General features: G+C 60.1%; 22 protein-coding genes and 1 pseudogene. 12 read left to right on the top strand and 11 right to left on the bottom strand.

Annotated elements, in window-relative coordinates; translation table 11 throughout:
* The first annotated feature begins 66 nt into the window (after positions 1 to 66).
* From NUW50_RS09620 to NUW50_RS09595, 6 genes are all read left to right on the top strand, one after another.
* Positions 67 to 1,254 carry a tyrosine-type recombinase/integrase gene (locus NUW50_RS09620; protein WP_258288883.1) on the top strand — a complete coding sequence of 396 codons (1,188 nt, stop codon included), beginning with the start codon at positions 67 to 69 and terminating at the stop codon, positions 1,252 to 1,254.
* A gap of 80 nt (positions 1,255 to 1,334) precedes the next feature.
* Positions 1,335 to 1,901, top strand: a complete 567-nt coding sequence (locus tag NUW50_RS09615; RefSeq protein ID WP_258288882.1) for a hypothetical protein — start codon at positions 1,335 to 1,337, stop codon at positions 1,899 to 1,901.
* Between the two features lie 89 nt (positions 1,902 to 1,990).
* A complete protein-coding gene (locus NUW50_RS09610; protein ID WP_258288881.1) occupies positions 1,991 to 2,227 on the top strand; it encodes a helix-turn-helix transcriptional regulator in 237 nt (78 codons plus the stop codon).
* Between the two features lie 265 nt (positions 2,228 to 2,492).
* Complete coding sequence (locus tag NUW50_RS09605) at positions 2,493 to 3,227, top strand: hypothetical protein (RefSeq protein WP_258288880.1); 735 nt, start codon at positions 2,493 to 2,495, stop codon at positions 3,225 to 3,227.
* Positions 3,224 to 3,772, top strand: a complete 549-nt coding sequence (locus NUW50_RS09600) for a hypothetical protein (RefSeq protein ID WP_258288879.1) — start codon at positions 3,224 to 3,226, stop codon at positions 3,770 to 3,772. Before NUW50_RS09605 ends, NUW50_RS09600 begins: the two co-directional genes overlap by 4 nt.
* Positions 3,773 to 3,843: 71 nt before the next feature.
* Complete coding sequence (locus NUW50_RS09595) at positions 3,844 to 4,458, top strand: hypothetical protein (protein ID WP_258288878.1); 615 nt, start codon at positions 3,844 to 3,846, stop codon at positions 4,456 to 4,458.
* 335 nt (positions 4,459 to 4,793) lie between these two features.
* On the opposite strand, the pseudogene NUW50_RS09590 reads toward NUW50_RS09595, so the two are convergent.
* The 7 genes and pseudogenes from NUW50_RS09590 to NUW50_RS09560 form a co-directional block, all read right to left on the bottom strand.
* Positions 4,794 to 5,033, bottom strand: a pseudogene (locus NUW50_RS09590) (IS21 family transposase); the annotation flags it as partial.
* A gap of 381 nt (positions 5,034 to 5,414) precedes the next feature.
* Positions 5,415 to 6,269: an SDR family oxidoreductase gene (locus tag NUW50_RS09585; RefSeq protein WP_258288877.1), complete on the bottom strand. Its 855-nt coding sequence runs from the start codon at positions 6,267 to 6,269 to the stop codon at positions 5,415 to 5,417.
* A 45-nt stretch (positions 6,270 to 6,314) separates the two neighbouring features.
* On the bottom strand, positions 6,315 to 7,337 hold the full coding sequence (locus tag NUW50_RS09580; protein ID WP_258288876.1) for a 2-hydroxyacid dehydrogenase: 1,023 nt from the start codon (positions 7,335 to 7,337) through the stop codon (positions 6,315 to 6,317).
* A 140-nt stretch (positions 7,338 to 7,477) separates the two neighbouring features.
* On the bottom strand, positions 7,478 to 8,680 hold the full coding sequence (locus NUW50_RS09575; protein ID WP_258288875.1) for a M24 family metallopeptidase: 1,203 nt from the start codon (positions 8,678 to 8,680) through the stop codon (positions 7,478 to 7,480).
* Positions 8,681 to 8,724: 44 nt separating this feature from the next.
* Complete coding sequence (locus NUW50_RS09570; RefSeq protein ID WP_258288874.1) at positions 8,725 to 9,486, bottom strand: SDR family NAD(P)-dependent oxidoreductase; 762 nt, start codon at positions 9,484 to 9,486, stop codon at positions 8,725 to 8,727.
* Positions 9,479 to 10,336: a fumarylacetoacetate hydrolase family protein gene (locus NUW50_RS09565; RefSeq protein ID WP_258288873.1), complete on the bottom strand. Its 858-nt coding sequence runs from the start codon at positions 10,334 to 10,336 to the stop codon at positions 9,479 to 9,481. The genes NUW50_RS09570 and NUW50_RS09565 overlap by 8 nt, the downstream gene beginning before the upstream one ends.
* A 68-nt stretch (positions 10,337 to 10,404) precedes the next feature.
* Positions 10,405 to 11,277, bottom strand: coding sequence for an aspartate/glutamate racemase family protein (locus NUW50_RS09560; RefSeq protein WP_258288872.1), 873 nt, complete (start codon positions 11,275 to 11,277; stop codon positions 10,405 to 10,407).
* Between the two features lie 209 nt (positions 11,278 to 11,486).
* Between NUW50_RS09560 and NUW50_RS09555 the strand changes: the two genes are divergently transcribed.
* Positions 11,487 to 12,761 carry a M24 family metallopeptidase gene (locus tag NUW50_RS09555; protein ID WP_258288871.1) on the top strand — a complete coding sequence of 425 codons (1,275 nt, stop codon included), beginning with the start codon at positions 11,487 to 11,489 and terminating at the stop codon, positions 12,759 to 12,761.
* 121 nt (positions 12,762 to 12,882) lie between these two features.
* Here NUW50_RS09555 and NUW50_RS09550 read toward each other — a convergent pair whose 3' ends face one another.
* Positions 12,883 to 14,142 carry a LysR family transcriptional regulator gene (locus NUW50_RS09550; protein WP_258288870.1) on the bottom strand — a complete coding sequence of 420 codons (1,260 nt, stop codon included), beginning with the start codon at positions 14,140 to 14,142 and terminating at the stop codon, positions 12,883 to 12,885.
* Between the two features lie 534 nt (positions 14,143 to 14,676).
* Between NUW50_RS09550 and NUW50_RS09545 the strand changes: the two genes are divergently transcribed.
* The 3 genes from NUW50_RS09545 to NUW50_RS09535 all read left to right on the top strand — a co-directional run bounded on the left by NUW50_RS09545 (position 14,677) and on the right by NUW50_RS09535 (position 18,800).
* Positions 14,677 to 15,717, top strand: coding sequence for a Bug family tripartite tricarboxylate transporter substrate binding protein (locus NUW50_RS09545; protein ID WP_258288869.1), 1,041 nt, complete (start codon positions 14,677 to 14,679; stop codon positions 15,715 to 15,717).
* A 131-nt stretch (positions 15,718 to 15,848) separates the two neighbouring features.
* Entirely contained in the window at positions 15,849 to 17,903 is a 2,055-nt protein-coding gene (locus NUW50_RS09540; RefSeq protein WP_258288868.1) for a tripartite tricarboxylate transporter permease, read from the top strand.
* Between the two features lie 15 nt (positions 17,904 to 17,918).
* Positions 17,919 to 18,800, top strand: coding sequence for an MBL fold metallo-hydrolase (locus NUW50_RS09535; protein WP_258288867.1), 882 nt, complete (start codon positions 17,919 to 17,921; stop codon positions 18,798 to 18,800).
* Positions 18,801 to 18,824: 24 nt separating this feature from the next.
* Here the strand turns inward: NUW50_RS09535 and NUW50_RS09530 are convergent, their stop codons facing one another.
* Positions 18,825 to 19,703 (bottom strand): LysR family transcriptional regulator, encoded by an 879-nt coding sequence (locus tag NUW50_RS09530; RefSeq protein WP_258288866.1) that lies wholly within the window; start codon positions 19,701 to 19,703, stop codon positions 18,825 to 18,827.
* Positions 19,704 to 19,969: 266 nt separating this feature from the next.
* On the opposite strand from NUW50_RS09530, the gene NUW50_RS09525 reads away from it, so the two are divergent.
* Positions 19,970 to 20,536, top strand: a complete 567-nt coding sequence (locus NUW50_RS09525) for a permease (protein ID WP_258288865.1) — start codon at positions 19,970 to 19,972, stop codon at positions 20,534 to 20,536.
* The gene (locus NUW50_RS09520; protein ID WP_258288864.1) at positions 20,533 to 21,042 is read left to right on the top strand and encodes a hypothetical protein; all 510 of its coding nucleotides are present in this window, start codon (positions 20,533 to 20,535) and stop codon (positions 21,040 to 21,042) included. Before NUW50_RS09525 ends, NUW50_RS09520 begins: the two co-directional genes overlap by 4 nt.
* On the opposite strand, the gene NUW50_RS09515 is transcribed toward NUW50_RS09520, so the two are convergent.
* Positions 21,039 to 21,521, bottom strand: a complete 483-nt coding sequence (locus tag NUW50_RS09515; protein WP_258288863.1) for a tripartite tricarboxylate transporter TctB family protein — start codon at positions 21,519 to 21,521, stop codon at positions 21,039 to 21,041. The genes NUW50_RS09520 and NUW50_RS09515 overlap by 4 nt on opposite strands.
* Positions 21,518 to 23,041, bottom strand: a complete 1,524-nt coding sequence (locus NUW50_RS09510; protein WP_258288862.1) for a tripartite tricarboxylate transporter permease — start codon at positions 23,039 to 23,041, stop codon at positions 21,518 to 21,520. The genes NUW50_RS09515 and NUW50_RS09510 overlap by 4 nt, the downstream gene beginning before the upstream one ends.
* Positions 23,042 to 23,089: the final 48 nt, after the last annotated feature.

Below are 23,089 nucleotides of genomic sequence, written 5' to 3'. Positions count from 1 at the left end.
TCTATCCCATATATAGAGGTGGATAGAGGGGTGGATTGAATTTCGGCAAGGAAAGGTGGACAGGCAATGAGGGCCATGCACAGACTAAGCGCGAAGGCTGTGGTGGCGCTGGCGCCTGGAAAATACGCGGATGGCGGCGGATTGTGGTTGGTCAAGCGGAAGGGTGGCGGCGCACAATGGGTGCAGCGGATCACGATCTACGGTCGACGCCGGGAGATGGGTCTGGGCGCGTATCCGGCGGTTTCCCTCGCCGAGGCCCGCCGCAAGGCCGAAGACGCCCGTGCAAAGGTACGAGACAACCTTGATCCTATCCGGGAACGCCAACGCGCGCGCCAGACGGCGGTCCGCAATCTGCATCTCCTGAAGGATGTGGCGCTGGATGCCTTCGAGAGCCGCAAGGCCGAGTTGAGGGGCGATGGAATTGCGGGACGGTGGTTCAGTCCGCTTGAACTTCACGTCTTGCCGAAACTGGGTAGCATTCCGGTGGCCGATATCGACCAGAAGGACATCCGGGGTTGCCTCGCGCCGATCTGGCATGACAAGGCCGAGACGGCCCGTAAGGCAATGAACCGCCTCGGCATCGTCTTCAAACACGCCGCTGCGCTTGGTCTGGACGTGGACATGCAGGCTCCAATGAAAGCCCGGGAGCTTCTCGGCAAGCAGCGGCACGAAACTACGCACATCCCTGCTCTGACATGGCAGGAGGTACCGGACTTCTACCAAAGCCTGGACGAGGGATCGATCACGCATCTGGCCCTGCGCCTCCTTATCCTGACCGGCGTTCGATCGAGGCCGCTCCGGTTTCTGCACGAGGGCCAGATCGATGGCAACGTGTGGACCATTCCCGGCGAGGCCATCAAGGGTCGCAAGGGAGCGACGGAGGACTTTCGGGTGCCGCTCTCGACCGAGGCCCTCGCTGTGATCCAGTCCGCGCGGCGGCATGCTCGGGATGGGTATCTGTTTCCAAGCGTGCGCAAGGGCGTGATCTCAGACGCCACGATGTCCCGCCTCATGGAGCGACGCGGGCTGGAGGCCCGACCACACGGCTTCCGCACGACCCTTCGCGTCTGGCTTGCCGAGGTGACAGATGCCCCGCATGAGGTCGCAGAAGCTTGCCTGGGGCACAAGACCGACAGCGGCGTGGTGCGCGCGTACAGGCGTACGGATTTTCTTGACCAAAGGCGTGCACTGCTCGCACGCTGGGGGGCACATTGCGATGGATCCACCGGCGCCCAACACCGTTCTGGAGGCTGAAAGTGACGCACAGATTTCTGCCACTCAAGAATGCAGACGGAAACTGGGTCGACCGACCAGACCTGTACCTGCTAGCACGGATGGCCCAACCGGACAAAGTCGACGAAAAAGTTGTGTTGCAGGCCTATCGGACTCTCTTGCGTTCGGACCTGAGTACATCCGGAATAAACCCCTTCGAGAAACTTTTGGCTCGAGCAGTCACAGGACATTTCAGGCATCGCATTTATGCTGGACAGGTCATGATAGAATTAGTGCGGATCGCTCAAGCAACCGGTAAGCCGCCGAGCACAGGAGCAGCCATTCGACTCGTGGCGTGGAACCAGTTTCAACATAGCGGAACATCCAGTATCGAAACTCTCGAACGGGAAGTCAGGGCAGGGTTTTCTGATTTCCGCAATACATCGCATTTGCAGGCATCTATCACGGTGTTCCAAGAAGAAGACAATTCCAGCTGGTTGGACGATACCAATGTGATGGAGCACCTCGGGTTCGCCCGGGCGCTCGAAGAGTTCTTTGACGCAAATGTGGTGACTGAGAAAGTGAAATGGAACCCATGGCGAGTGCCCGCTTCGGTTCCACCAATCTACACCATGAGTTTTCGTACCCTCAGCCCCGCTGAACTGGACACCGCCATCGGTTTACGCTGATCGCCGGAAGGGGGAGGGGAAAAAAAATCCCCTCTTCGCAGGAGGGTTCAAATGACGTGACCTCGTTGCACCAATTATCGAGGTCATCCATGCAGTCCGCACACAACAAAATCCATGACTCCCAAGCTGTAGAGCAAGCCGATCTCCTCCTCAAGGTTCGAGAAGCGGCCGGCCTGTTGTCCATTTCGGTGCCGACCTTCTGGCGCCGCGTTGCCGACGGCACCATCCCGAAGCCGATCAAGTTGGGCGGGCTTTCCCGGTGGACGAAGTCTGAGATTCTCGCCGTGATCGAGACGGCCAAGAAGAACCGCTACGATACAGAGTAAAACCGCCACCCAATCGACCGGGCGGCGGCATTATCATTTGGCGTGTGACAAGGCCGAAGATAGCGCAGCGACACCCGGCGCTCAAGCTCGAAAGGCCTGAACCGGTGTATAACTTCACCTTCTACAAGAGCATTCGACAGCGTCCATTCAGTCTGGCGGTCTCCTACGTTTGCCCTAAGTCCAGATCGCTTCCAGAGCCGAAACAGCGGACGACCGCTCCTCTGCACGAGGCGATGTCGCCCACATATGCTGCAATGGTGTCGAAATGAACGGATGGATCGCGCTTCCGCGAGACATCTTTGAAGAGTCCGCATTTACTTCGGCCCCCATGTCCGAGCGGGAAGCGTTCATTTGGATGGTGGCTCGTGCTGCATGGAAAGATACGCGTCACATGGTCTGCGGCAAGTTGATGCCGGTGCCCCGTGGGTCATTCTTCTGCACGATCCGCGAGCTTCAGAGCCATTTTGGATGGAAGTCCCACAAACGCGTGCAAGGGTTTCTCAAGAAGCTGCAAGCCGGACGACTGATAGACCATCAAACGGATACAGGGAAGTCGCTTGTAACTATATGTAACTACGACAAATTCCAGGGCTCTGGACACAAGACAGAGCCAAGCAGGAAACAAAATAGTCCAGATCGCGGACCCACTAAAGAAGAAGAGAAAAATAAAGAAGATTCTTTGGCTGGCGCCACAGAGGCGACAGCTCGCCTCGCCACCAATGGATCAATGCTCAAGAGGATCTTTGATCAGGGTGTTATCTTCCTTGTCGAACATGGGATCAAAGAGGCGCATGCGCGAGCCCTAATCGGCAAATGGCGCAAGAAGCACGACGACGCCTCCATCCTCACCGCTCTCACTGAAGCAGACAAGGCCGGAGTGGTCGATCCGGCAGACAAGGCCGGCGTGGTCGATCCGGTGGCTCGGATCGAAAATCGGCTTACCAGGATCAGCTGCCATTCGTGGGTCTACAGGCCTGATGAAGAGGAGTGCCTCCAATGATCAATCGTAAGCGAGAAATCGGCGCCGAACTCAAGGGGTTTCTGGATCGCTACACGCCGCCATTTCACTTGCGGCAGAATGAGAAAGCCCGCCAAGAGGAAGGTAGCGCCCTCCTCAAGGTCCTGATCGAATTGGCTCCCAAGGCAGGCTACATGCCCTGGGTGCGCCGGGCGCTCGAGATATGCTCTCGCCAAATGAAGACGCGCGCGTGGCCCACCGTGGGAGAGTTGTATGGGGTGTGCTCCAATCAAAGGGAAGAAGGTGCACTTCAGACGGGGCCAAGGAAGGAGGTCGTATTCGACGAACTGGCGATCAACGCCGCCCGCATTCGGGCAGGCGATAGCGTTGGAGATTACTGGATATTTGGCCGCGGGGCCGCAGAGCTCACCTCGAGAGGGTATATCACCGAGGAGCAGCGGCAGAGATATTCTAAGCATCATATCGACAATACCAGGACAGTAATGACGGAGGAAGAAGCCCGTAGTCTCGAGGCCCAACTGAACCGGAACTACGCCCGCGCGAAACAAGACTTCAAAGCTAAGTAAACGGCACCGCAGCCCGCGTCCATGCGGGCGTCCTCCTGAAGTTGAACAAGCCCGGCGAAAGGATAGAGACCATGTCCAAGACAAGAGACACTCCCCAAATTGTCCCTCTTGCGAATGTTGAAACCCAAGATCTCACGAAAGAAAGTCCGGATCGAAGCTTCAAAGATGTCGACCCGGATCGTGATCGCGATGTGCGGCCTACCACGGCACTGAACGGCCTGCCCACCACAGATTTGGCCGAGGCGACGCCCGACAACCATATCCTGAAGAAGATCTTCAACACGAAGACTGAAGTGGGGGCCCTTGGTCTCTTGATGACAACCTTGAATGGCCTGGGACTCAAGGGCGCATTGTTTCGCGACTTCGTGCTCGCCATGGGCGCCGAACTCGAGCCCAAGGACGCCATCGAGGCCATGCTTGTCACGCAGATGGGCGTGACCCATGCCAGTATGATGGAAGCTTCCAAAAAGGCCTGGGACGCGCCCGACGTGACCGCGCGCGAAGCCTATGATCGGATCATGAACCGCCTTGCGCGGACCTTCGGGATGCAGATGGAACAGCTTCGCCGGTACCGCTCCGGAAGTTCGCAGGTTGTTAGGGTCGAACATGTCACCGTCAACGCCGGGGGGCAGGCGATCGTGGGAAGCGTGCATTCGGAGGGGGGTGGACGTGAAAAAGGGCGGTAACCTCATGCAAAGGGCTCATGAGGCTCCCCGTTGCACGGCGACGGCTAAGTCGACGCAGGAACGATGCCGCGCACCCGCCGTTGCCGGCTGGTCTGTATGCCGTATGCATGGTGCGAGGGGCGGTGCAAAGCCTGGAAGCGCGCATCCGAACTACAGGCATGGACTTCGCTCCGCAGAGTATGGTGCGCTGCGTGGAATCGCCGGAAAGATCGCCAGGTTCATGCGCGAGATGACCTGAATAGCATAGCGCTCCCGGCCGCGCGGAGCCGGGCAAGCAGTTTTTTCGAACCGTTCGGTTCGAAACGGCAAAGGCGACGGCATGCCCTCGCTCCGCGTATCAGGCTCATGTAGCTGGCCGGCTTCGTCGTCTCGACCCGGGCGCGCGGCAGGTAAGGGTAGATATCGAGATCGAGCCGCGGTGGGCGACGTTCGACCCGGCACGGGACCAGGTACTTGACCGCGTCATAGCCGATTGCACCCAGATCGAGCGCATGCCTGACGGCGCCATGGACGTGATCCATTTCAAAAGTCTCAAGGAGCCGGAGCACCTGCACGTACTCTCGCTTTCCCTTCTTGCCCAGGGCCGATGACGGGGAAAGAGTAGCAAGGACGAGATACAGACGGGTCATGAAACGATATCCTGCAAGTGAGCAACGATTACTACATTGATACACTTGCACTTTTCGTCGGCGTAAGTTTTCGCTTCACTAAATTTGCAAAGATTCAGATCGGCTGAAGCTGACGTAGCCATCTTCCTCAGGATGATACGCTTATCCCACTGAAATTACAAATAGTTCTGAGTTCGCAGATGAAACGTTGCATGGCGCTTGAAACGATAGCCTCAGATCCGCCTAAAACGACACGCGACAACGGCTGACGCCAGGATCAAATCGGCGAACATGCAAAAATGCTCAGAGAAATTGCATGCGCTGTCATCGTTGACCTGGCCGGTCCAGTTACCGAATTCCAGAGCCTGTGTGGAATTTGAAGCCAAGCGGGCGAGCGATGCGCAACGCTTCCTCATCCGGGGGCCGGGTTTCGTCCCAACCGTCAGCTTCGATCGCATGGCCGTTGAACCCGTTCGACCGATCGGAGGCGAGCCAGACGATGGGGGCGGCCATCTTTCGGGGTGCCATCATGTGAAAATTCGGGTCGCGGCTGCGATTGGCCTTCTCGGCATCGGTCGCGAAGCCGGGCGTGTCGGCCGCGGCGCCCGGGCTGAGAAGATTGACCGTCACACCCGTCCCAGCCAGGTCCTTTACCCAGATCTCGGAGGCCATTTCGAGTGCCGCCTTGGACGGTCCGTAGGGCGAAGCCCCGGGATTGTGCATCGTGGTGAGGCGCGTTCCGACGTTGACGATCCTCCCCCAGCCCTTTTCGATCATTCGCGGCGCGCTCAGCCGAGCCATCCGGTCCGCGGCGAGGAAGTTCACATCCAGAACCGCCTCCACAACACTGTCGTCGAGTTCCCAGAAACGGTTGAACCTGCCGCCTTCGAGCAACCTTCCCGGATGCGCGAAGGAGGGCAGCAGAGCCGCGTTGTTCACAAGGATGTCGGGGCCGCCGGAAGCAAGGACTGCGGCGCGGCAGAAATCCCGGTCGCGCAGATCCCCAACCAGGCCGCGTACCGCGCTCGCAGGCTGCAACGCGGCGGCGGCGCGCTCCTGTTCGCGCACCGCCTGTTCATTGATGTCGGCGATCGTCACTTCCGCCCCTGCCCGGACGAGCGCGAGCGCCATTGCCGCGCCAAGCCCGCGCCCCGCGCCGGTCACCAGCGCGGTCCGGCCGTCCAGTCTGATGTCGCCGCTCATGCTTTGTCCTTTTTTTTGGATCGGGGACACGCGCACCTGCCGGCCTCAGCTGGCAGCTCGTTGCAACAGGATTCGGTTGTTCTCGGCCGTCACGCCCTGACGCAGTTCGGGGATGATCCAATCCGGCGCCATACCGTTCTGCACGCGCTCCGCGTTGAGAAATGCGTTGCGCAGGGCGGGTTCGAAGTAGTGGATGATGTGACCGGCCTGATGCGGCGTGAGAACCACGTTGTCCATCGAGAACAACGGGTTGTCCGGATTCGGCGGTTCCTCTTCGAGGACATCCAGACCGGCGCCAGCGATCTGGCCCTCCGACAGGGCCTGGCACAGGGCGGCCTCATCCACGACCGGGCCGCGGCTGGTGTTGATGAGGATGGCCCCGGGCTTCATAAGGGCGAACTCTGCGGCGCCGATCATCTTGCGCGTCGAGTGCAGCAACGGAACATGCAGGCTGACAACGTCCGACTCGCGCAAGGTTTCGTTCAGCAGCCGAAAGGAAACCCCTAGATTGTTCTCCTCGTCGGGAGGGAGCCGGACGAGGTCGGTGTAAACCACGCGCATGTCGAATGCACGGGCCAGACGGGCGAGCCGTTTGCCAATGGTGTTGAAACCGACGATCCCGAGAGTTGCGCCGTTCAAGTCAGTGATCGGCGGCATGTTTCCGAAACTCCACCAACGTCCTTCGACCACATCGCCGTGATACCGAAGCAGCCGCCGTTTCAGAGCCATCATAAGCATGAAGGCATGTTCGGCCACGCCGTTTGCATTTGCACCGCCGTTGCTGGCAATCAAGACGCCGGCACGGCGCGCCGCGTCGATATCGTACTTGTCGTAACCCGCGATCAAAAGCTGAACGAGCTTCAGCCGCGGGCAGGACTCGTAGAAGGCATCGTCCATTTCGAACGGTGGAACCGTGCCCACCATGACATCGGCTTGCGAAAGCGCCTCGCGCGCCGCCGGATCACCGCGCTTGGTGAAGACCTGGATGTCGACACCCGAAGGCGACATGGATCTGGCGGCCTCCGCCTGCCTTTCGTTGCTCATGAACACGACTATTTTCGTTTGCATGAATTCGTCTCCATATAGCAGCCGGCCGAGCGCCAACCGCCTAAAATCGGCCTCCGGGATCGTGCGGCACCCGGAGACCAGGGAGTTATCACTGGCGCGCCCCGATCAGGATGCGCGCCCAGTGGAGGACGTCAGGCGCGTCACTCGTCGATGCCGAAGACGGGGAACGTCGAATAGACCTCGCACCCGGTTTCGGTGATGACGACCTCGTCCTCGATATGGATACCGCCCACGCCGAGCTCGCCAAGGTGGGGTGTGTAGACCGAGAATGTCATTCCGGGCTGAAGCACATCGTCCCAGGTCGAATGCAGCATCGGCGGATCGAGCGGGCCCATACCGATCGAATGGCCCAGTGCCTTGCGTCCCAAGCTCTTGCAGACCTCGCCCACCGACAGCCCCGGCTTGATTGCGTTCAGACCCTCGACCTGCTTTTCGTAAGCCGTCTTGAACAGCTCGAGTTGGCGCGTCGAGGGTTTCATACCGCAGATGAACGGGCGGCAGAAATCGCTGAAATAGCCGTTCCAGCAGGCGCCGAGGTCGATGTTCACGATCTCGCCATACTGGATGATCCGGTCCGTGTGGAAACGGCGGTAGGGCTCGCTGCCGGGGCCGGAGTTGATCGCGTGGCTACACTGCGATGTCTCGGCGCCAAGCTGCCAGAACTTGTTGAAGGCGATGCCCACGAGTTCGCATTCGCGGATACCCGGGCGCAGTGCCTGAACCGCGTCATACATGCCGGCCTCGGCAATGGCATAGGCCATCTTCATGCAGGCGATCTCGTCCGGCGACTTAATCGCGCGGGCGTCGAGCATCGCGGTCTGACCATCGACGAACTTGGCGTTCGGGAATTCCTTCGGCAGCACCTCAAACATCGCGGGCGACCAGAGGTCCACGCCGATCGTCGCATTGTCGAGCGCGTTGCCGAACAGCTCACGCAGTTCCTTGGCATAGGCCACGACCTCGTGCGCGACCTCCATGCGGCGCGGCTCGCGGAAACGGTCGGCCGGAATCCAACTCAGCGCCTTCGACTGCATGTCGGTGTCGATCACGCCGATCGACATATGGCCTTCGCGCGGCAACATGATCACCGGACCGCCGGCCAGCGTGAGCGTCGGCCAATAAAGCCGCTTGCAGCCTGAGATGTAGCGGCCGTTCTCAAGCCGGATCGAGAGGAGGAAGTCGAGGTTGTGCTTTTCCATCGCGGCGCGGGTGCGGGCCAGCCGGTATTCACGCAGCGCGACGAAGTCGACGCGCGTTTCCCAGTCCACCTGTGCCGGGCCGAATTTGACGGCCTGCGCCCGCGTGGCGGTGAAGCTGGGATCGCCGGAATCGAGAATTCTCATTGTATGTCTCCTTATTGGGGAATTTCGGTTGGATTGATTGTTGCTCAGGCTGCGGTCAGGCCGCCGTCGAGTACGAGTATCTGGCCGGTGATGAACCCGGCATCCGGCCCGGCCAGATAGGCAACTGCGGCGCCCATCTCTTCGGGTTTTCCGAACCGGCCGATCGGGATTTTCGCCAGGAACTGATCCCGCCGTTCCGGATTGGACAGGTTCTTGCGTGTCGGCGTCAGGGTCGAAGCCGGGGCGATGCCATTCACCCGAATGCCGTTCTTGGCCCATTCGATGGCCAGCATCCGCGTAAGCTGAATCAACCCGGCCTTCGTCGAACCGTAGCCCGAGCTGTTGGGGCGGCCGACAAGGCCGCTGGTCGAGGTGACATTGACGATCGCCCCGGGCCGCCCGGTTTCGATCAGGTGGCGGGCGACCGCCTGCGACATGAAGAACGCCCCGGTGAGGTTCACAGCGACGACCCGGTCCCAGTCTTCCCGCGTGACGTCGAGCGCGGGCTTCATCAACTGCCCGCCGGCATTGTTCACCAGCACGTCGATATGGCCGAAGCGGTCAAGCACTGCGGCCGTCACGGCCTCGATGCTGGACTGGTCGGTAACGTCGAGCGCCAGTGGCAGCGCTCCGGCACCGAGTTCCTTGGCCTTCGCGGCCGTCGCCTCGACCGACGATAGCGCTCGGGCGGTTACCGCGACATCGTACCCCGCGCGAGCCAGAGCGAGCGCCGACGCCGCGCCGATACCGTAGGACGCGCCGGTAATCAGAGCGACCAGTCGTTCGGACATGACGCGATCAGGCATTTTCCGCCTCCACGATATTGCTGAGTGTGCCTATGCCATTGATCGTCACCTCGACTTTGTCGCCGGGTTGGAGGAAGATCGGCGGCTTGCGCATGGAACCGACGCCGGCCGGGGTCCCGGTGGCGATCAGATCGCCGGGGCCGAGCGGCATCCAGTTTGTGATGTATTCGATCATCTCGGCCACCGACCAGATCATGTCCCGGGTGTTGGCGGTCTGCCGGGGCTCACCGTTGACTGTCAGATCAATGTCCAGCACCTGCGGATCGGGGATCTCGTCCGCTGTCACGATCCAGGGACCGGTCGCCCCCGTGCCGACGAAATTCTTGCCCGCTGTGACCTGGCTCGAATGGCGCTGCCAGTCCCGCACGCTGCCCTCGTTCATGCAGCTGTAGCCGAAGACATATTTTAGCGCGTCCGCCGCCTTGACGTTTCGGCCGGTGTGGCTGCCGATCACCGTCAGCATCTCAGCCTCATAGTCCAGCATCTGCGAGATGCGTGGCTGGACGAGCGGTGCCTTGTGCGCAATCAGCGTGTCGGCCCAGCGAGCGAACAGCATTGGCTTGTCGTTGGGGTCTCGCGTGGTCTCAGCGGCGTGTGCCTTGTAGTTCAGGCCGATGCAAACGATCTTCGACGCATCCGGCACTACCGGAAGCAGCGTCACCTCGTCGTAGCGGTAATCCGGCTCGGCGCGTTCGACCGCACCTTTCACCTCCGTAAGATCGCCCTGGGAAATCAGCGATTTCATCGTGCCGAATTTTTCGCCGAGACGTCGGCCCAAATCGACGACACCCTCGCCGACCACGGCGCCGACGCCGGCCTCGCCCTTCATTGAATAGCTGATCAGTTTCATCCGCTTCGACGCTTGCGCGCCCTCCTTTCCTTTTGCCCCTATGGGGGCCGCTTTCCATCGGGCTGGCCTCAGAACAGCCGCTTGCGGCGCCGCCGCACGGGGCGGTCACCAGGGAACATCAGGCCGCTGGCGCTGAGGTTGAGGTCGATCATCATCTTGGCTACGGCGATCGCGCAACGGTAGCCATGCAGGACCGGCACTTCCCAGCCCATCTCATCCAGCCGCGCCTGCACGAAGGGTTGAAGCCAGAAGAGGCCTGAGCAGCTGAACATGATGACCTCGGCGCCGTCTTCTTCGATGGCGGCGACAGCCTCGGCCACCGCCTCCTCAATTGCGTCCGATCGCTCTCCGGCCCGCGCTTTTCGCTTTTCCTCGTGCAGTGGACGGCCGGGTTCCTCCCCGGGCCGGTCATGCGGGAAATCGATCATCCTGAGTGAAGCGCAGCGCTCGGTCATGCGGTGCTGCACGACGAGGTTGTAGTAATACATACTGTGGCTTTCGGCCAAGTCTATGATACTGAAGCGATTTCCCAGCATCGTCGCAATATGCATCTGCGAAAACGCGCAGGAGGCGACTGGAATGCCGTAGGGGCGGGCAATCTCTCGCGCTTCCTGCGCGCCGGGTTCTCCCCCACCGAGAAGCACGATGCCGTTGTATTTTCCACTTTCACAGGCTTCTTTCACGATCGGCAGCCGCGCGGCTCCCGAATGTATGAATTCCTGCCGGTTCTCGACGGCCCAGTTTCCGTACGTGGTCGGTGCACCGCCGTGAAGCTCCCAGTCGACGCCGTCAAGCAAGGGCGCCACGACCGGGTAGTCCATAAGAGTTTCTTCCTTCGGACCGGTCAGCTTGCGATGCAGATAGGGAGAATCTTCCGGCAACCGAAAGCCTTGGATCAGGATAAGGCGATACCTGTTCTCGCCCGACGCATCGTTCGCCAATTGAGAGTCCTCCCTTTGAGTGCATCTGCTCGCCAACGTACCCCGCAACCGTAGACATAGGGCGGCACCAGCATGCACGAGTTGTCGTTCGCTGTTTTCAAAATACGCACAAAAACAAATTTTATTTCGGAAAATATTTCACAAATGTCGTGCCTGTTTCGACACTTTCGGCGAACGCGGCCTTTGACTAGCGTTCTGGGGTAACAGGCATGAGGGAGGTCCACGGCATCGCCATTTTGGTGTCGCCGTGGAAGTTTGATACGGCAGGACAATCTGCCCTCGATGCCCTTGTGCCGCGTCAATCCCAAGGAAAGGCCAGCCAGGACATGAATATCTTCGGTACCGAATTCGACTACGAAAAACGACTGAACAAGCTACGCGGCATGATGGCGGAGAAAAACCTCGATTGCATGATCGTGCACAACTTCACCAACCAGCACTATTATGGTGGCCATTATCAGCACTGGCCCTGGTATCCGCTCTCTCACACCCACATCACGGAATCGCCCCTCTTGCTGTTCCGCGATCACGACCCGATCTTCATGGCGGCCTTCATCACCATGAATGCGGTGCGCGAGGGCACATGGATCAAAGACGTGCGCATTGTCGATCTAGGCGATTCACGCTCGGCCAACGTGGCAGTGGCGCGGGTGTTGAAAGAGCGTGGCTTGGAAAAGGGCCGGATCGGTTTCGAGGAAAAATGCTGCACCGCCTCGACCTACAAGAATTTGGCGACCGAGCTGCCCGATGCCGAACTGGTACCGGCAGGAGACATGCTGTTCATCGCGCGCATGGTCAAGGAACCGGCCGAGATCGAGCTGATCCGCAAATCGATCACCATCGCAGAATCCGCCATCGAAGCGGCGAAGGCAGCGGCGAAGCCTGGCGTCAGCGAGATGGACGTCCAGTTCGCGATGGAACTCGAAATGAAGCGCCTGGGTGCCATCCGCGAGATCGAGACGATGTGTCAGTCCGGCAAGCGGACGGCGAACTACCGCGCCTTCGCAGCCGAGTGGAAGAAGATCGAGGAGGGAGACCTGGTTACGATCGACCTTGGCTGCATCTATCTCGGCTACGGCTGCGACGTGGCGCGGACCTGGGTGGTCGGCGAGCCAAAACCGGAATACCGCAAGATCGCGGAAGATCTCTATGCCACCTATGACAAGTTCATGGACTATTGCCGGGCCGGCAAGCAGTTCGGCGACGTGTTCGATCATATCCGGGGCGAGATGGCGGCGAAGGGCTATCAACCCGACAAGTCGAAATTCCCTTGTCAGCAGTTCACCATCCACGGCATCGGCCTGGGGCCTTTCCACGATTTTCCCCACCCGACCCATCGCGACACGGTGTTCGAACCGGGGATGGTGTTGTCGTTCCAGCCGGCCATGCGGCACAACGATTTCTCGATCCGTTTCGAAGACAACATCCTCGTCACTGAGGACGGGCTAGAACTGCTCAGCACGAACCCGCACGACCTGATCTAGGACGAGATGCGCCCGGGGTAGACGGAACCAAAATAGGACGAAATCTCGATCGCTCCACCACCCGGAAGACGATGAAGGCGCCGGGCCCGTGGATTACCGCGGGCCCGGCTTTCGTCCCAGTTCAGGATGCCAGGACAACCTCCGGACGGCGCATCGTTCCATAGGTCGTATTCGCCGTCTCGTAGCGAAGGCATTCCAGGAACTGCTCGTGCCGCGTCGTGGACAGCCAGCCCAAGCGTGTCGTTACGCCCTTCGGCATGACGCCGCCCAAACCGGCGCAGGGAATCAATGTGAGCGTGCCGAGCATCGCATCGAGACGGACCTCGCTGCACGACATCACGGTCACCATGTCGCTTTCCAGAAGCAGCGTTCGCGTGCAATTGTACGAGTTCACTTCGATATTGCCGCGAGGTTGCCCCACTGTCGACGCGAATAGCGCTTCGATATTGCGCCGCCGCTGCGTCCGCTTGGCGGGAACGATCCAGTCGTAATCGACCAGAGCTTTCGCTGTGATTTCGCGAAGCCTCGTCAGCGGATGCCCCGGCCTGCAGACGACGCAATAGGAATCGGTGTATAGCAGTTCTTCTTCGATTTCAGGCTCCCAATCGGGGCTGTGCAGGAGGCCGAAGATCATGTCGATACGGCAGTTTTGAAGGTCGTCAAGCAACGCTCGATAGGTGCCTGACTGGATCGTAACGCGGGTCGAGGGGTGGGCCTTTGCAAAACGGCGAATTCCGCTGGCCAACTCGTACGTTCCTGCCATCGGCAAAATTCCGACGATGATCTCCAGATCCTCGTTGTCATGGTCGAGCGTGATCTCGGCCCTGCCGAATTCGATCTCGCGAGCAGCGCGCCTAACCTCTCGCGCGAGGAATTCACCGGCCGGATTGCAGACATTGCCGCGCGCCGCGCGTTCCAGAAGCGGGACGCCGAGCGATCGTTCCAATGCACGCGCCGAACGGTGAAGAGAGGCCACTGACATATTCATCGCGGCGGCCGCGACTTCGAGCGTCGCGGGTTCGGAAGCGACGACCAGCGCTTTCAACTGCGTGGTGGTGACGAACTGTTCTACACGAGGCAGATGCCTGTCCGGCTGTTCGCCGGGTATTTTCAGTATGCAATATATCGCTCCTTCGAGAATCTCGAAGAACCGGTCGACACGCAGAAGGAAACGTTTGCCGGTGTCGGTGACATAAGTACCCGTCGCCCGCCGGTAGAAAATCTCCGTGCCGAGCCGCTTCTCGAGATTGGCGATCGCCTGGGTTACGGCGGGTTGGGAGACATTCAGATGGCGTGACGCGCTGCTCACCCCTGCGAACCGTCCAATAGCCTGCGCCATGCGCAAATGCCGAATGTTAGGAATTTCCAAGTAGTCGGCCAATCGTCTTTCCCTCCCATAAGCCGCGCCTGAATCCCAGGCTGATGAAGGCGCCTCCTTGCACACATCACCGCCGCCGAAGCAGGCTATCGAGGCCAACAATATTACATTCTTGACGAATGCTGCGCCAATTCTTATGTGCCCCAAGCCATAAGTTTTCTGCCTCACGCTCTAGTGAAGCCGCACCTGCCTGAGCCGTCGCCTCCCGCATCCAGCCCAGGTTCAGCAGGGCATCACCCATTCCCGGAAGGGAAAACGGCCAACATTTCGGCCAACATTTCGTGACGGCCGATGAGGGGGCCCATTGGCTGGCCGGCACGCATTCCGGCACCGATGCGGGTTAGAGGAAAATCCGATCGGAGCCGCCGGAAAACCAATGAGCGCCCGAGCGCCAACTCACCCAGTATGATCCAAGGTATCGGGCGTTTGCTGCAACAAGGGAGACACACCCAAGTAACGTGCAGCGCCGGCATCGGATAGGTGCCGATCGCGTCGATCCGGCAATAGAAGATCGTTTGATCGAACCGGGAGAAAAAAATGAAATTTAAACTTGCTTCCACGATCCTGGGACTGGCCGCGGGCCTGTACGCCGCAACCGCGTCGGTGGTGTCCGCCCAATCACCGGAAGAGTTCTATGGAGCCAACGATATAACGCTTGTCGTTGGTGCGGCAGCCGGTGGCGGCGCCGATTTCTATGCGCGCCAGTTCGTGCCTTTCTGGGAAAAGCACATTCCGGGCAATCCAAAAATCATCGTCAAGAACCTTGGCGGGGCTGGAGGGATGAAGGCCGCGATCGAGATGGCCCATCTTGCGCCAAAGGACGGCACGCAAATTTCGATGCTGCTTCGCAACAACCTATATGATCCGCTGGTGTCCACGACGCCGCTCGATTTCGATCCGCGCGAGGCAAACTGGCTCGGCAGCCTCAACAAGGAAATCTACACGGTTGCGGTGATGACGCGCGCGAACATCAACAGCTTCGAGGACCTCCAAAACAACACGGTCTCGATCGGGGCCACCTCATATTCAAACGCGAACCGCGTCCTGCCGGCGATGATGAACGAGTATTTCGGAACGAAGTTCGACATCATCACAGGCTATAATGGCGCCGCCGCGATGGCGCTTGCATTGGAACAGGGTGAACTCGACGCCAGGATGTTGCCGGTCGACAACCTTACTGGCTACGGCAACGAGGCACCGCTTTTCGAGGCCGGCCTGATCAAGCCCGTCGTTCAGACGTCCGTAGAGTCGAGCGAGCTCTTCCCGGACGTTCCGAACCTTTTCGACTTCACCGACGACCCGGAAGTGACGGCCCTAGCCGAATTCATCCTCGGGCCGATGGAAGCCGGCCGACCGTTCGCAGCGCCTCCGGGAGTGCCGGAAGACCGGGTTGCGACCCTGCGCAAGGCCTTCATGGATGCGGCTGCCGACCCCGATTACATCAAGGCAATGACCGAGGTCGCCAATGCTCCGTCCCCTATCTCGGGCGAGGCTGTCCAGGAGATCGTCGAGCGGCTCTATGCCACGCCCGAGGCCGTCCTTGCGAAGGCGCGGCCCCTGATGAACCCTCCTTCGTGAATCGAGGCAAGGTTCTGCCTCTTATGCTCTGACAACCAATGCCCGCGCCCTCGCACGCGGGCATATTCTACAACTTCACAGCTGCATCTGCGGGCGTTGCGCCGGCGAACACGAATGGGAGACCGCAGGGGATGGACGTTCTGAACAATGCAGACCTATGGCAAGCCGCAAGCAACGCCTTGGTAATGCTTTTTGACCCGGGCCGACTGGTCTTTCTTGTGTTGGGCGTGGCCATAGGCCTCGTCATCGGCGTCATTCCCGGGATAGGCGGACTTACCGGTTTTGCCCTGCTTGTGCCCTTTACCTACACGATGGACCCGATCTCTGCTGTCGCGATGCTGATCGGCATGCAGGCAGTCACCACGACTTCGGACACGATCCCGGCTGTTCTCATTGGGGTACCCGGCACCGCGAGCGCACAGGCGCTCGTTCTCGACGGTCACCAGATGGCAAAACGCGGCGAGGCGGCGCGGGCGCTTGCCGCGGGTTATACTTCGTCGCTCATCGGGGGGATCATCGGCGCAGCCCTGCTGGCTGTCTCGATCCCGTTGATCCGCCCCTTTGTCCTTTCCATCGGAACGCCCGAGCTGTTCGCGATCACCACGATGGCGCTTGCGATGGTGTCGACGCTGTCGGGCAATGCGCCGATGCGCGGGCTGGCCATTGCCTGTTTCGGAATTCTGATCGCGATGATCGGCATCGATGCGCAGACGGCGCAGCATCGCTGGACCGGCAAGTTCCTCTACCTGTGGGATGGAGTACCGCTGGTTCCGGTCATGCTCGGCCTTTTTGCCCTGCCGGAACTTTGCGACCTGGCGATCTCGCGTAGCACGCTGGCCGAGGACGTGAAATTCGACCCGAAGAAAGGCCGCAAGCAGGGCATCTTTGACGCGCTTCGCAACTGGTTCCTCATCACCCGATCCAGTGTCATCGGCGTCTTGTGCGGAGCCATTCCCGGGTTTTCCGGCGCAGTCGTCGACTGGATCGCCTATGGTCACGCGGCCCGCACCGTCAAGGACGGTTTGAAGACCTTCAGCACCGGCGATGTGCGGGGGGTCATCGCGCCTGAAGCTGCTGCCAACGCCATCAATTCAGGCAGCCTCGGAACGACGCTGGTCTTTGGCGTACCGGGAAGTGCGGCGATGGCGATCCTGATCGGTGCCATGCTCGTTCATGGTATCGTGCCCGGGCCAAAGATGCTGACCGAACACCTGGACATGACCTATTCGATGGTCTGGAGCATGGTTCTGGCCAACGTCTTCGCGACCCTTGCCTGCATCGTCCTCACCGTCCAGTTCGCCAAGGTCGCGACTCTGCGGTACTCGCTGCTGCTGCCGGCGATCCTGGTTGTGATCTATATCGGCGCCTACCAGGCGTCGAACGACTGGTGGGATCTGGCCGTCCTTTTGCTCTTCGGCGTCATCGGCTGGCTGATGAAGCGTCTCGGCTGGCCGCGCCCCCCCCTTGTGCTCGGCTTCGTTCTGGGTGGTCTGCTCGAACTCTATCTCGGCGTGTCGATCAGCCGCTACGGGATAGACTGGCTTTTGCATCCGGCGGTTTTCATCATCCTGCTGTTCTCTGCCTCGATCCTGCTTCGCCCGCTCGTTTCCGAGATCCGTCATGTAGGGTTCCGGGGGCTGGTGCCCAACGGACGACCGAGGTTCGGATGGGGCGATCTTTTCTATGTTGTCTTGATCGTCGTGACCGTGGCAATGCTTGCTCAGGCCGTCAATTGGCCCTTCGCCGCCAGAGTCGGGCCGTTGACCGTCGGCATTGCACTGCTGATCGCCGCTATCGCCAGCCTTCTGCATGCGGTGACGAGCCGGGCAAACGTGGAGCAAAAGTTGCATAATACATCCAATCGCGGGATCTATATGGACCTCGTCTCCGAGCGGGGCGGGCTGCCGCTCCGCGTGGTTGCGGTCCGCGCGGGCGGGTTCTTTGCGTGGCTGATCGTGTTCATGGCCTCCATGTCGGTCATCGGGCTCATCCCGACGATCCCGGTCTTCGTCATCGCGTTCCTTCGACTTCAGGGAAAGGAGAGTTGGCGGCTTACACTGTACTATGCCCTGCTGACGACGCTGTTCGTGTACCTGTTGTTCGACCAGGCGATCCGCGTCTTCTGGCCAAGCTCGCTCGTGGGGCACTACCTGCCCGAACTAGCGCACTACATCCCCTCATTGTAGGGCAAGGGAGCCGTCATGGAGAGGCAATTTGACAATCCGGGTTTCTATTCCCGAAGGCTGGGTGACTTTTTTCTGACCGCACTCCACGACGGCCATGTCATTCGCGACCGGCCGGCCGGTTTCATCCGCGGGGTCGACGAAGCTGTGGTCGAGGCTGCGTTCACCGAGGTCGGAAATTCTCCCGGCAAGTTGGAAGTAAGTTTCAATCCGCTTCTCGTCGATACCGGAGCGCTTCGGGTCCTGATCGACACGGGACATGGCCCGAACGGTCCCCCGGGTACGGGACGGACCATTGCAAATCTGACCGCACGCGAATATTCGCCCAAGGAAATAGACGTCGTCCTGATCAGCCATTTTCACGGCGATCACATCAACGGGTTGCTCGATGCCGAGGAAAAACCGGCCTTCCCCAATGCTCGCATCATCATCCCGGCGCCGGAACGGGATTTCTGGCTGAGCGACCGCCACTCCGACGATGAATTTCCGGGGCGAATGAAGGTTAATCGTCAGGCTGCGCAGCGCATCTTCGCGGCATTGGGTGAGCGGGTTGAGACTGTCGACTGGTGCCAGGAGATCGTGCCGGGAATTACCGCCATCGAAAGTGCTGGCCATTCGCCCGGACACACCTCGTATCGGATCACCAGCGAGGGCGCGGCCCTACTGTTCGCCGGCGACGTAACAAACAACCCCGGAATTTTCGCAAGGTATCCCGACTGGATTGCTACCTTCGACAACTGGCCGCAGAAGACAGCGCAGACACGCCATCGGATTCTGCGCGAACTGGCCGAGACCGGAACGCCCGCATATTTTTTCCATGCGCCGTTTCCCTGTTTCGGGCGCATAACCGCCTCGGAGACCGGGTTCGATTTTCGTCACGAAATCTGGCGCCAGGATTGAACCGCCCAACTGCGGCGCGTCTGCCTACAGTTCGGTGATCTCGACCAGATAGTCGATGACCGCCCGCACGCGCGCAGGGACAAGGCGTCGGGAGGGGAAAATCACCGAGACCGGCGATCCTTCAATCGCGTATTCCGGCAGGATCTCCTCTAGGTTGCCCGCAAGCAGATCCTTGCGCACCGCCCACCAGGTGGAGTGCACGATCCCCAGCCCCCGCACCGCCGCCTCGCGCAGCACGTCGCCGTTGTAAACGGCCAGATTGCCAGATACATGAATGGTCTGGCGTCCGCTCGGCGGTTTGCGAAACAGCCATTTGCCGCCAAAGCGTCCATAGAGGCAGTTGTGGTTCAAGAGTTCGTCGGGGGTTTGGGGCCTGCCATGTGCGGCGAGGTAGGAGGGAGCTGCCGCCGTTACCAGCGGACCTTGGGTCAACTTCCGGCGGATGATGCTGGAATCGCTCAGATCGCCTGTATGAACCCCCAGATCGAACCCCGACTCGATTAGGTCGACAGGCCGATCGGAAAAGTGAACCTGCAATGTGACGTCCTTGTGGCGCCTGTAGAACTCGTCCAACGCCGGGATCAGATAAAGCCGTCCGAAAAGGTTTGGCACCACAAGCCGGACCGTCCCCCGCGTGCTGGCGCTGGTATTGCGAAGCAGGTTTTCGGCCTCATCGACCTCGTTCAGGATGTTCTTGGCGCGTTCCAGCAACACCTGCCCATGATCGGTCAGCGCCAACCGCCGCGTCGTACGGTTGAAAAGCCTGACACCGAGTTCGTCCTCAAGCCTCGAAACCGTTTTGGTCACCGTTGAGGCGGTGGTCCTCAGCTTGCGTGCCGCGCCTGAGAAACTGCCTTGTTCGGCAGCGGCGACGAAGGTCTGGAAGGCAGAGAATTTGTTCATGAGGTCGGACCATTCCGGACATTGTTGCACAAATGAATTTCTAACTATTGTGATTTCACTATGCAATCGCATGGACTAGCCTAATTGTGCATTGACTATTTGAAATCGCAACATTTCACCAACGCGTTGATAATTCACGACAACCGATGCCGTCCCGCGGATGTGCCGAGTCGTGACCATATCTCTCCGGGTCGAGACCGCGTGCACAGTAGGATGTGGCACACGTCCCCGGGACCGCGCGCAACGAACCAGAATGAGGTGGCACCTTGAGGCAAGCAAAGCAACGCGGACGCGGTGGGCCGCCGCTCCTGGACAGCGGGTTCTGGATATTGGTAGCCCTTGCGGCCACCAGCACGGTTGCCGCAGTTGCAATCAAGGGAACAGGAGGGCTGGCAGAGGGTGGACAGGTTATTCTTAGGGACCTGAAGGTCATCTTGCCACAGATCACATTGGGCATCACCGTCGGCGTACTGTTCTCCGTGCTCGTGCCAAGTTCGGTCATATCCAGGTATCTGGGCGAACAGTCCGGGGTCCGGGGCATCCTGCTCGCACAGGTTTTCGGCATGCTGATGCCGGGCGGACCGTTCACGTCGTTCCCTCTGGTCGCCGCGCTCGGGCGGTTGGGCGCCGGGATTGGGCCACTGATGTCCTTTCTCGTCGGATGGGAAGCCGTTGGTCTGCACCGGATGATGGTCTGGGAACTGCCGTTCATGGGCGGTGAGTTCGCGCTTCTGCGCCTGCTTTCGTGCCTGCCCCTGCCTTTCCTCGCAGGGTTCCTGGCGATGTGGCTTGCCCGAAAATTCCCCGGGATCAGACCGGAGTTTCATGGATGAATTTTGGTCTCGTCACGCTTTTCGTTCTTGCGATCGTGCTTTTTCCACTCGTCATGCACCGTCACCCGGAAGCGATCAGGCCTACCCTGATCACCATGCGCCAACAGTTCACCATGATTCTGCTGCGCATGCCCTTCGCGCTGATCGCCGCCGCCTATCTCGGGCTGATCATCCCTCCGGATGCCGTGGCGGCCGTGTTGGGCGAGGAAGGCGGCGCACGCGGCGTGCTGGCTGCCTTTCTGATCGGCGCCATCATTCCGGGCGGCCCGGTGATGATGTTTCCGCTCGCACTCATCCTGTGGCGCTCGGGCGCGGGCGAAGCGCAGATGGTTTCCTTCCTGACCAGTTGGACGGTCGTCGCCTTGCAGCGCTCGCTGACCTTCGAGATACCGCTCGTCGGGGTCAAGTTCGCGATCTTCCGCTTGGCATCGTCCTGGATGATGCCGCTTCTGGCCGGAGGCATCGCGATGGGCCTAGTGGCATGGACGGCCCTCTCACCCCCCTAGAACGGCAACCAATTGCCAAGCAGCGGGTGGGGCATCGGAACATGCATAATTTTGATCAGAAGTCCCTTGATGAAGAGAAACATTCCCGCTGCTCCAAGGGCCCCGATCCATATCGGTTCGCGCTTTATTGTCATGTAGGCGAATACGAACACTGGCACGGCGATCAGGTGTCCGATGATCAGCACGCCAGCGACGAGGATCACGACGGCAAGGACCGGCCACAGCACAGTGCGTAGCTGTTCGGGCGAGAAGGGCGACGGGGAGGCACCGACACCATTCTCCTCGCGTGCTTCTTCATCACCGTGGCCCGTTAAGATACGAACCCCGTAGATGAGAGAACAGACGATCATCAGCACCGCCGCGGTGACCGGGAAAAGCCGATCATCGAACGGGAACTGCGAAACGCCCCAATACGCGAGAATCCCAAGTAGGAAAAAGAAGATCGTTAAGGCGATGTCGATGACGCGCCCGATATTCATGCGTCGTCTCCCATTGATGCGACTTCAGGCCGGCGCCGCAGGTATTTCAGGATCGGCGGAAGGAAGACGCTGAAGAAGATGAAACCGGCGATCAACCAGACGAGCGGTCGCTCGGTGAGCCAGCCCCATCCGTGCAGGTTGTAGGACAGGAACAGATAGCGCTCGGCCAACCCGCCCATGATCAGACCCATGATCAGCGGCACGCGCGGCCAGTCGGTGTGTTTGAAGACATAGCCCAGCAACCCGGCAACAGCGAAAACGATGACATCGCCGAATGACCGGCTCTCCATCGTCGCGCCGACCAGCATCGTTCCGAGAATGATCGGCACGATGATGGTCGCACGAATGTAGCACAGCAGGATCAGCCAGCGTTGAAAAAGCAGCGCCAGGGCCGCGGCGGCGATATTCGCAACAATGATCATCCAGATCATGCCGAAGGTTATGTCGAGATCATCCGTGACCATCGACGGGCCGGGAACGAGGCCGAAAATCAGAAAAACCGACAACAGGATCGCCATCGATACATTTCCAGGAATGCCGAAAGCAAGAGTCGGAATCAGCGCTCCAGGCTTTTGTGCGGCGGTCCCGGCCTCCGGTGCGATAACGCCACGGACATTGCCCTTGCCGAAGCTTTCGGGGTCGGGATCGGAAGCGACGGCTGCGCCATAGGCCATCCATTCGGCCACCTGCCCGCCCAGGCCCGGGATGAAACCGGCTACGGCGCCAAGCGTCGACGCCTTTACGATCAGCCACCAGTTCCTCAGGTTGTCCACCAACCCTTGCCTGAAACCGGTCACCCTCGAGTCGTCGGCAGCTTCCGAGATCGAGGTTCCCCGGCGGGCGAGGTCGATGACTTCGGGAATGGCGAAGAGGCCAAGCACCAACGGGACCAGCGGAATGCCGTCCCACAGATAGATGATGTTGCCTGCATAGCGCGGCAGACCGATGGAGGTTTCCAGGGTCACCATCGCCAGCAGCAGGCCGAAGGCGGCCATGATCAACCCCCGGAGCAGTGAACGCCCGGAAAGCGATCCCGCGAGCAGCAATCCGAACATCACGAGCATGAAGAACTCAGGCTGGCCAAGCGCGAAGACGAGCGTGCGGAGCACCGGCAGCAGAATGACGAAAAGGACCGCTGCAACCATTGTGCCAAAGATCGACGCAAAATAGGACGCGCAAAGCGCGCGTCCGGCTTCGCCGCGCTTGGCCATGGGATAGCCGTCAAGCGCTGTCGCCATCGCGGCAGAGGTTCCCGGAACGCCCAGCAGGACCGCCGGGATCGTGTCGGTCTGTGTGGTTACCGCCGTCATCCCCAGCAAGACCGCCAGGCCAACGATAGGGTCGAGGCCGATAACGAAGGGGATCAACAGGGCGAGACCGATGAGCCCACCCAGGCCGGGGATCAGGCCGAGGACCATCCCAGCCACGACCCCGAACATCATGAACGGAAAGACCGGCCAGGAAAAAACGTGCTGCAGCCCCTCCCAGGATGCCGAAAGAATGAACAGCGCCTCCTGCATTGCTATTTTCTCCCTGATCTTCGCCTATCGCCGGCAAAACAGGCCGGC

Origin of the sequence: Frigidibacter sp. ROC022 (assembly GCF_024723735.1) — a bacterium.
Taxonomy (GTDB): Bacteria; Pseudomonadota; Alphaproteobacteria; order Rhodobacterales; family Rhodobacteraceae; genus SLM-1.
This window is presented reverse-complemented; position numbering and strand designations above follow the sequence as displayed.

Excerpts from the sequence above, each read along its gene's own strand:
- NUW50_RS09620 (WP_258288883.1), top strand. The coding sequence starts at position 67 with ATGAGGGCCATGCACAGACTAAGCGCGAAGGCTGTGGTGGCGCTGGCG.
- NUW50_RS09575 (WP_258288875.1), bottom strand. The coding sequence starts at position 8,680 with ATGAGAATTCTCGATTCCGGCGATCCCAGCTTCACCGCCACGCGGGCG.
- NUW50_RS09515 (WP_258288863.1), bottom strand. The coding sequence starts at position 21,521 with ATGAATATCGGGCGCGTCATCGACATCGCCTTAACGATCTTCTTTTTC.
- NUW50_RS09555 (WP_258288871.1), top strand. The coding sequence starts at position 11,487 with ATGAGGGAGGTCCACGGCATCGCCATTTTGGTGTCGCCGTGGAAGTTT.
- NUW50_RS09565 (WP_258288873.1), bottom strand. The coding sequence starts at position 10,336 with ATGAAACTGATCAGCTATTCAATGAAGGGCGAGGCCGGCGTCGGCGCC.
- NUW50_RS09600 (WP_258288879.1), top strand. The coding sequence starts at position 3,224 with ATGATCAATCGTAAGCGAGAAATCGGCGCCGAACTCAAGGGGTTTCTG.
- NUW50_RS09540 (WP_258288868.1), top strand. The coding sequence starts at position 15,849 with ATGGACGTTCTGAACAATGCAGACCTATGGCAAGCCGCAAGCAACGCC.
- NUW50_RS09570 (WP_258288874.1), bottom strand. The coding sequence starts at position 9,486 with ATGCCTGATCGCGTCATGTCCGAACGACTGGTCGCTCTGATTACCGGC.
- NUW50_RS09580 (WP_258288876.1), bottom strand. The coding sequence starts at position 7,337 with ATGCAAACGAAAATAGTCGTGTTCATGAGCAACGAAAGGCAGGCGGAG.
- NUW50_RS09530 (WP_258288866.1), bottom strand. The coding sequence starts at position 19,703 with ATGAACAAATTCTCTGCCTTCCAGACCTTCGTCGCCGCTGCCGAACAA.
- NUW50_RS09595 (WP_258288878.1), top strand. The coding sequence starts at position 3,844 with ATGTCCAAGACAAGAGACACTCCCCAAATTGTCCCTCTTGCGAATGTT.
- NUW50_RS09510 (WP_258288862.1), bottom strand. The coding sequence starts at position 23,041 with ATGCAGGAGGCGCTGTTCATTCTTTCGGCATCCTGGGAGGGGCTGCAG.
- NUW50_RS09585 (WP_258288877.1), bottom strand. The coding sequence starts at position 6,269 with ATGAGCGGCGACATCAGACTGGACGGCCGGACCGCGCTGGTGACCGGC.
- NUW50_RS09545 (WP_258288869.1), top strand. The coding sequence starts at position 14,677 with ATGAAATTTAAACTTGCTTCCACGATCCTGGGACTGGCCGCGGGCCTG.
- NUW50_RS09615 (WP_258288882.1), top strand. The coding sequence starts at position 1,335 with ATGGCCCAACCGGACAAAGTCGACGAAAAAGTTGTGTTGCAGGCCTAT.
- NUW50_RS09605 (WP_258288880.1), top strand. The coding sequence starts at position 2,493 with ATGAACGGATGGATCGCGCTTCCGCGAGACATCTTTGAAGAGTCCGCA.
- NUW50_RS09520 (WP_258288864.1), top strand. The coding sequence starts at position 20,533 with ATGAATTTTGGTCTCGTCACGCTTTTCGTTCTTGCGATCGTGCTTTTT.
- NUW50_RS09610 (WP_258288881.1), top strand. The coding sequence starts at position 1,991 with ATGCAGTCCGCACACAACAAAATCCATGACTCCCAAGCTGTAGAGCAA.
- NUW50_RS09535 (WP_258288867.1), top strand. The coding sequence starts at position 17,919 with ATGGAGAGGCAATTTGACAATCCGGGTTTCTATTCCCGAAGGCTGGGT.